Raw genomic sequence first — 8,032 nt, forward strand, 5'->3', positions numbered from 1 at the left:
CCCCGGCGCTGCGCGCCGACCCTCCCCGCAAGGGGGAGGGTAAGGAGATACAATGACCGACGAACCGCTGCTGCGCGTCTCGGCGCTCTCCAAATTCTACGGCTCGCGCGTCGGCTGCGACAACGTCTCCTTCGACCTGTGGCCGGGTGAAGTCCTGGCTGTCGTCGGCGAGTCCGGCTCCGGCAAGACGACACTGCTCAACTGCCTGTCGACCCGGCTGCTGCCCAGCTCCGGCACCGCCAGCTACCGCATGCGTGACGGCCAGTTCCGCGAACTCTACCGCATGAGCGAGGCCGAGCGCCGCTTCCTGATGCGCACCGACTGGGGTTTTGTCCATCAGAACCCCGCCGACGGCCTGCGCATGACGGTATCGGCCGGCGCCAATGTCGGCGAGCGGCTGATGGCGGTCGGCGACCGTCATTACGGCAAGATCCGCGCCACCGCGGTCGACTGGCTGTCGCGCGTCGAGATCGACGAGGACCGCATCGACGACGAGCCGCGCGCCTTTTCCGGCGGCATGCGCCAGCGCCTGCAGATCGCCCGCAACCTCGTCACCGGCCCGCGCCTGGTGTTCATGGACGAACCGACGGGCGGCCTCGACGTCTCGGTCCAGGCGCGCCTGCTCGACCTGCTGCGCGGGCTGGTCACCGACCTTGGTCTCGCGGCCATCGTAGTCACCCACGACCTTGCCGTGGCGCGGCTTCTGTCGCAGCGCATGATGGTGATGAAGGACGGCCGCGTCGTCGAAAGCGGTCTCACCGACCGCGTGCTCGACGACCCGCGCGCGCCTTACACGCAGTTGCTCGTTTCCTCGATTCTGCAGGTTTGACGATGAAGTCTCAAAGCGCGTGTTCGCGAAACCTTGGCGCGAGGCACCCCCCTCTGGCCTGCCGGCCATCTCCCCCGCAAGGAGGGAGATCGGCTGTCCCTGCTGCGTTCACCAATTACCAAGGCTGCAAGAAAAGCGCTGCGGGTGAAGCTGCCAATCTCCACCCTTGCGGGGGAGATGTCCGGCAGGACAGAGGGGGGTGCCTCGCGCCGACACCTCGCAAACACCCGCTTCGAGATTTCACCGTTATTCCGCACATGCAATTGCATTGGCCAGAGGGGGGTGCTGGCCCGCAAACCAACAGCGATTGGAGGACCTTCTGATGCCGACGCCCCTCGTTGTCTCAGACGTCGCCAAGAGCTTCACCATGCATCTGCGCGACGGCATCAAATTGCCTGTTATCGCCGGTGTCTCGTTCTCGATCAGGGCCGGCGAATGCACCGTGCTCGGCGGCCCGTCCGGTGCCGGCAAGAGCTCGATCCTGAAGATGCTCTACGGCAACTACGCCGTCGACGAAGGCCAGATCATCGTCAGCCACGATGACGGGCTGATCGACCTCGCCACTGCCAGCCCGCGCACCGTGCTTGCCGTGCGCCGGCAAACGATCGGCTATGTCAGCCAATTCCTGCGCACCGTGCCGCGCGTTTCGGCGCTGGATGTCGTCGCCGAACCGCTGGTCGAGCGCGGCGAGGATCGCGAGATTGCCCGCGGCAAGGCACGCGCCTTGCTGGCGCAGCTCAACCTGCCGGAGAAACTCTGGGCATTGCCACCTGCGACCTTCTCCGGTGGCGAGCAGCAGCGCGTCAACATCGCACGCGGCTTCATCACCGAGCATCCGATCCTGCTGCTCGACGAGCCGACCGCCTCGCTCGACGCCAAAAACCGCGATGTCGTGATTGAACTCATCGCCGCCAAGAAGGCGGCTGATGTCGCGCTGCTCGGCATCTTCCATGACCACGACGTACGCGAGGCGGTTGCCGACCGCATCATCGACGTCACCGCTTTCGCTCCCGGAAAAATCGCCGCATGACCAGGAAATTGTCCGAGACGCCGCTGGTCCATCCGACGGCGGATGTGCAGAATTCGACGCTCGGCCGCTGGACCGAGATCGCCGACCGCAGCCGGGTGTCGGAAAGCGAGCTTGGCGACTATTCCTACATGATGCAGGACTGCGCCGTCTGGTGCGCGACGATCGGCAAGTTCGCCAACATCGCCGCCAGCGTGCGCATCAACGCCACCAACCACCCGACCTGGCGGCCAACGCTGCACCATTTCACCTATCGCGCCTCGGACTACTGGGACGACGCCGAGCACGAGACAGAATTCTTCGCCCAGCGTCGCGCCAGGCGAGTCACCATCGGCCACGACACCTGGCTCGGCCACGGCTCGACCATCCTGCCCGGCGTCACCGTCGGTGACGGCGCGGCGATCGGCGCCGGAGCCGTCGTCTCGAAGGACGTCGCCCCCTACACCATCGTCGCCGGCGTGCCGGCCAAACCGATCCGTGAGCGCTTCGACCGCCGCACCGCCGACCGTTATCAGGCGCTTGCCTGGTGGGACTGGGATCATGCCAGGCTGCGCGCTTCGCTCGACGATTTCCGGGAACTATCGGCCGAGGCCTTCCTGGAAAAATACGAAGGATAATTCTTCACATCATCGTCATGGCAGCCACATGGCAGGACCTGTTCGATGACTCTCTCAAGCTTTTTCGAGCAGCAGGCTCCCGTGATCGAAATCAAAACTCCCGCCTTCTGCGGCTTCAGGGACATGGAGCACTTCGAGGACCTGCTGGCCCTGGGCCGGCCATAACTCCACACCTGTGGAGCGTAACAAAACTGACATCACCGCGACACGGCAGGTTCATGTGGCTGCGTTAGGCGAGTGCCTGACGATCAATATGGTCCAGACTGGAACCTGCCCCATGTCAGCAAATTCCGCCACGCTCGAAATCCGCGGTGTCAGCCGCCGATTTGGTAAGAACACCGCCGTCAGCGACATCAACATCGCCATCCCACAGGGTCAGATGGTTGGCATTATCGGCCGTTCGGGCGCCGGCAAATCGACCCTTCTTCGCATGATCAACCGTCTCATCGATCCCAGCCAGGGATCGATCTTTTTTGGCGGCGCCGAGGTTTCCCAGTTGCGCGGCTCGCCGCTGCGGCGCTGGCAGCGTGACTGCGCCATGATCTTCCAGCAGTTCAACCTGGTGCCGCGCCTCGACGTGCTCACCAATGTGCTGCTCGGCAAGCTGAACCACCGCTCGACCATGTCAAACCTGTTCGGCATGTTCTCCCGCGCCGAATGCGCCGAGGCGGTCGCAGCTCTCGAGCGGCTCGACATCGCCCGCACCGCTTTGCAACCGGCCGGCACCTTGTCGGGCGGCCAGCAGCAGCGCGTCGCCATTGCCCGCGCCATGATGCAGCAGCCCAAGGTTATCCTCGCCGACGAGCCGATCGCCTCGCTTGACCCGCTCAACGCCAAGGTGGTGATGGATTCGCTGCAGGACATCAATTTGCGCGAAGGCATCACCGTCGTCACCAATCTGCACACGCTGGACACCGCCCGCACCTATTGCAACCGCATTATCGGCATGGCCGCCGGCAAGGTCGTCTTCGATGGTCCGCCGGAAGAGCTCAACCGCGAGGCCATGCGCCTCGTCTATGGCGCCGACAGCAATGGCCAGGAAATCTCCGAGGCCATCACCTCGACCAGCGTTGCCTTCAGCCGAAAGATCGCCGCATCCGCCGCACCGCTCGAACCCGCATTCCCGGGATATTGAGTCCATGATCCCGAAAAGTGGAATCCGGTTTTCGGGCAAGATCATGGACAAACAAGAGAGAGCGGTTGGGATCGACAGCCCGCGTCAAGGGCACCTGTCAAAATCGAGAACGCTGCCGGCGCGGGGCCGGAACCTACAGGAGAGATTACAGATGTTCAGGAAGATGGTTTTCAGCGCCGTTTCGGTGCTCGCCATGGCGACCAGCATGGCCCATGCCGCCGACATGAAGGAATTTCGCGTCGGCATTCTCGGCGGCGAAAACGAAACCGACCGGCTGCGCAACTACCAGTGCCTCGCCGACCATCTGAAGGCCGAATTCGGCTTCGAAAAGGTCTCGCTGTTCCCCGCTGCCGACTATGACGGCGTGATCCAGGGCCTGCTTGGCGGCACGCTCGACTTCGCCGAACTCGGCGCTTCCGGCTACGCCAGCATCGCTCTCAAGGACCCGAAGGCGGTCACCCCGATCCTCACCACCCAGCAGACCGACGGCGCCACCGGCTACTATTCGATCGGCCTGGCGCTGAAATCCTCCGGCATCACCGATATCAAGTCGGCCAAGGGCAAGAAACTCGGCTACGCCGATCCGGATTCTACCTCCGGCTATCTGATCCCGCTGACCCAGATCCCGAAGGACACCGGCGCTTCGAACGAAACCTTCTTCGCTTCGACCCAGTTCAACGGCGGCCACGAGAACAACGTTCTGGCCGTGCGCGACGGCAAGGTCGATGTGGCGGTGGACGATTCCTCCGGTATCGGCGACTTCAAGGACGGCTACACCTCGGGCACCTTCCACAAGGAAGTCGCCAAGGGCGCCGTCGACCCCAACGACTTCGTCGAAGTCTGGCGCTCGGGCCTGATCCCGAACGGCCCGCTGGTCGTGCGCACCGCGCTCGGCGACGAAATGACCGCCAAGCTCGCCGACTTCTTCACGCAGTTGCCGAAGAAGGACAAGGCTTGCTTCGAAGGCGTCGAAGGCGGCGACTTTACCGGCTACGTCCCGGTCAAGGCGGACTTCTACAACGTCATCGTCGAAGCCCGTAAGGCAGCCATTGGCGGCTAACGGCGAAATCAGGAAGGGCGGCGTCGAGAAAACGCCGCCCTTCTTGCATGTCCGATCATGACCCTTTCCGTGACAGCCCCTTCCGGCGCCACTCACCAGATGGCCGACGCCTGGCGTCGCCAGACGTCCTTGCGCCGGCTCTACACCGCCATCGGTGTCGGCCTTCTCATCATCGCGCTTGGCAGCACCATGTGGTTCGCCGACGAGGCCAATGCCGGGCATTTCTTCGACCGGTTGCCGCATTTGCTGGACTTCCTGAGCTGGCTCGTCCCCAAGGACTGGAACGATGTCTGGCGGGCGATGTTCGATATCGCTTCCCCGCATGACACCGGCACCCAGGAATTCAACTTTCCGCTTGGCCGCTCGTATGTCTGGGACAGCTTCTACATCCCCGAATATTTCGAGCTGATGCTGACCACGCTCAACGTGGCGCTGGTCTCGACCTTCATCGGCTTCGTCTTCGCCGTGCCGTTCTCCTTCATCGCGGCGCGCAATCTGACGCCGCATCCGGTGCTGCGGCTGATCGTCAAGCGCCTCATGGAGCTGCTGCGCGCCTTTCCCGAGATCGTCATCGCGGGCCTGTTCGCCGCCATCGTCTCGATCGGCCCGATCGCCGCCATCATCGCCATCGGCCTGCATTCGATCGGCGCGCTGGGCAAGCTGTTCTACGAGATCAACGAGAACATCGACATGCGCGCCGAGGAAGGACTGAGGGCTGTCGGCGCCAACTGGTTCGAGCGGGTGCGCTTTGCCGGCCTGCCGCAGGTGCTGCCCAACTTCATGTCCTACACGCTGCTGCGTGTTGAGATAAATGTCCGCATTTCCACCATCATGGGCGCGGTCGGCGGCGGCGGCATCGGCGAGGAGTTGAAGCTGTCGATCTCGCGCGGCTTCGGCGCCAAGACGATAGCTCTCGTGCTGCTCCTGTTCACGACGATCTTCATCGTCGACCAGTTCTCCGCCTGGCTGCGCCGCAAGCTGGTCGGCGAGCAGGCTTTCGTGGTGGGGGCTTGACCATGGCTGCCTTGACCGCCGATCAAATCCAGTCGATCGAAGAGCGCTTCCCGCAGGTGTTCCAGCGGCCGTTCCACAAGCGCTTCGGGCCGCTGATGCTGCTTGGCGGCATCTTCCTCTACCTGCTCTATGCCCTGTGGTTCTTCAACCTGCCGCAGGTCATGCGGGAATCGCACTGGGAGCGGCTGCCGCTGTTTCTGACCCAGTGGATCAGCTACGACGTGCAGCCGATCTTCCGCCTCGACGAACCGCGGATCACCGCCAAATATCCACGCTTCTCGGTGCTCGGCCCGAACCCAGATCCGGACTGGGTCAAGACCAATGCCGATGGTTCGGTGACGGTCCTTATCGACGGCACCGCCAAGTCAATCACCTTCACCAAGACGCAAGCGACGATAATTGCCAATGGTGAGACCGTTGCGGTCGCACTTGGCACCGGCAAGCCGCTGATCTCGGGAGCGGTTCCCGGCTGGATCACCGCGCATGAGGATGAGGTCGTCGCCGACATGGGCTTTGCCGGCGAGGCCCGCGTCGCCGTTGACCGCGTCAGGATCCGAAAGCGATTTCTCGGCTGGGCAAACTTCGTCTTTGACACCCGCTCGCCCTTCTTCGGCAGGTCGGCAAGCGAAGTCGCCTCGCTGATCGTCTCCGGACCGGAACTGAAACCAGGCACGTCCAATCTGGCGCTGGCCGGCGACAACATCTGGAACAACGCCCAGTGGCAGCATGGCGATGTCTGGACGAAGCTCTTGCAGACCATCGTCATGGCCTTTCTCGGCACCATGCTTGGCGGCATCGTCGCCTTCCCGCTGGCCTTCTTCGCCGCCCGAAACATCACGCCCAGCCGGCTGGTCAACCAGGTGCTCAAGCGCTTCTTCGACTTCATGCGCTCCATCGACATGCTGATCTGGGCGCTGTTCTTCACCCGTGCCTTCGGGCCGGGACCGCTGGCGGGCAGTGCAGCCATCTTCTTCACCGAGATCGGCACGCTCGGCAAAACCTATTCCGAGGCGCTGGAGAACATCGACGACAAACCGCGCGAGGGTATTACCTCGACCGGAGCCAACGGCCTTCTGGTGCAGCGCTACGGCGTGCTGCCGGAAGTGGTGCCGGTGTTCATCAGCCAGACGCTCTACCAGTGGGAATCCAACACCCGCGGCGCGACCATCATTGGCGCTGTCGGCGCCGGCGGCATCGGCCTGAAGCTGTGGGAAGCGATGCGCACCAACTCCAACTGGGCCAACGTCTTCTACATGGTGCTGCTGATCCTGGCCGTTGTCTTCATCTTCGACAACATCTCCAACTTCCTGCGCCGCCGGCTGAGCCAGACCATCCACGACTACAACAGGATCCAGGCCGAGCAGGGGTAGGCAACGGCTGCCGTCTCATGAGAAGCCGGCAGGACAGAGGGGGGTGTGAAGGAACGCGGCGGCAGGTGTTGGGCGGCTTCGCTCAGTCCCACTATAAGGAAGGCGCCTACGCCGCCTTCTTCCACCCATTTTTGATATGCTTATACCCTTCCCGATAGACCGCTTCCGGTGTCTCGGAAAAATCGCGCCACACCTTGGTCGCCGCCGCCAAATCTTTCAGCGAACGGCCGAACGCTTCGATCGTCAGCCAGTCGTTATAGCCGCTCTTGCGGATGGCCGAGAATGTTTCCTTCCACGGAATGTTGCCGCGCCCCGGCACGCCGCGATCGTTTTCCGAGATGTGGATATGAACGACATTCCTGCGGTGTTTTGTGTAGGCATCGATCGGGTCGGCCTCCTCGATATTGGCGTGGAAAGTATCGTACATCGCCTTGATGTGCGGCCGGTCGATGGCGTCGATATGCTCCGACAGGTCCGCCATCGTGTTGAGGAGATAGCATTCGAAGCGGTTCAGCGCCTCGAGCCCGATGGTGACGCCCTTGTTGCCGGCATGGTCGCCGATCGCCCGCTGCGAGGCGACGGAGCGCTTTTTCTCGGCAGCGGTCGGTCCGGAGCCGGAAAAGGCGCCGAGCGTCGAATGCAGCGGGCCACTCAGCGTGTTTGCGGCAAGTGCCTGCGCGCAGTCGATCGCCCATTTCATGTAGTCGACACCGGCCTTGCGCGTCGCCGCGTCGGCCGAGATCAAATTCATCCGGGGATCGCCCATGGCCGAAACCGCGGTCCGCTCCAGCCCGATGCGGTCGAGCAGATCGCCGAGCTTTTTATAATCGTCCGGCGCGCCGGCGAAGATCGGTATCTCGACGCCATCAAAGCCGGTTGCCTTGATATCGCGCAGCAGTGGTTCGTGTGCCTTCGACACGGCCGTCGTCCATAAGAACATGCACATGCCGATTTTCATCGACGCCCCCCTCCCCTTGGAT

8 protein-coding genes are annotated in these 8,032 nt (G+C 63.1%); 7 read left to right on the forward strand and 1 reads right to left on the reverse strand.

Annotated elements, in window-relative coordinates; translation table 11 throughout:
* Positions 1-52: 52 nt before the first annotated feature.
* The 7 genes from phnK (at position 53) to phnE (EOA19_RS34515) (ending at position 7,052) form a co-directional block, all read left to right on the forward strand.
* Positions 53-829: a phosphonate C-P lyase system protein PhnK gene (phnK, locus tag EOA19_RS34480; RefSeq protein ID WP_023760811.1), complete on the forward strand. Its 777-nt coding sequence runs from the start codon at positions 53-55 to the stop codon at positions 827-829.
* Positions 830-1,151: 322 nt separating this feature from the next.
* Positions 1,152-1,859: a phosphonate C-P lyase system protein PhnL gene (gene phnL, locus EOA19_RS34485; RefSeq protein ID WP_023812471.1), complete on the forward strand. Its 708-nt coding sequence runs from the start codon at positions 1,152-1,154 to the stop codon at positions 1,857-1,859.
* Positions 1,856-2,473 (forward strand): DapH/DapD/GlmU-related protein, encoded by a 618-nt coding sequence (locus tag EOA19_RS34490; RefSeq protein WP_128306073.1) that lies wholly within the window; start codon positions 1,856-1,858, stop codon positions 2,471-2,473. The genes phnL and EOA19_RS34490 overlap by 4 nt, the downstream gene beginning before the upstream one ends.
* A gap of 277 nt (positions 2,474-2,750) precedes the next feature.
* On the forward strand, positions 2,751-3,608 hold the full coding sequence (gene phnC, locus EOA19_RS34500) for a phosphonate ABC transporter ATP-binding protein (protein ID WP_128306074.1): 858 nt from the start codon (positions 2,751-2,753) through the stop codon (positions 3,606-3,608).
* A 151-nt stretch (positions 3,609-3,759) separates the two neighbouring features.
* A complete protein-coding gene (gene phnD, locus EOA19_RS34505) occupies positions 3,760-4,668 on the forward strand; it encodes a phosphonate ABC transporter substrate-binding protein (protein ID WP_127297934.1) in 909 nt (302 codons plus the stop codon).
* Between the two features lie 57 nt (positions 4,669-4,725).
* Positions 4,726-5,682, forward strand: a complete 957-nt coding sequence (phnE, locus tag EOA19_RS34510) for a phosphonate ABC transporter, permease protein PhnE (protein WP_128306075.1) — start codon at positions 4,726-4,728, stop codon at positions 5,680-5,682.
* 2 nt (positions 5,683-5,684) lie between these two features.
* Positions 5,685-7,052 carry a phosphonate ABC transporter, permease protein PhnE gene (gene phnE / locus EOA19_RS34515; protein WP_128306076.1) on the forward strand — a complete coding sequence of 456 codons (1,368 nt, stop codon included), beginning with the start codon at positions 5,685-5,687 and terminating at the stop codon, positions 7,050-7,052.
* 106 nt (positions 7,053-7,158) lie between these two features.
* On the opposite strand, the gene EOA19_RS34520 is transcribed toward phnE (EOA19_RS34515), so the two are convergent.
* A complete protein-coding gene (locus EOA19_RS34520; RefSeq protein WP_128306077.1) occupies positions 7,159-8,010 on the reverse strand; it encodes a sugar phosphate isomerase/epimerase in 852 nt (283 codons plus the stop codon).
* Positions 8,011-8,032: the final 22 nt, after the last annotated feature.

The sequence above is a fragment of the Mesorhizobium sp. M7A.F.Ca.US.010.02.1.1 genome (assembly GCF_004023085.1).
Lineage (GTDB): Bacteria > Pseudomonadota > Alphaproteobacteria > Rhizobiales > Rhizobiaceae > Mesorhizobium.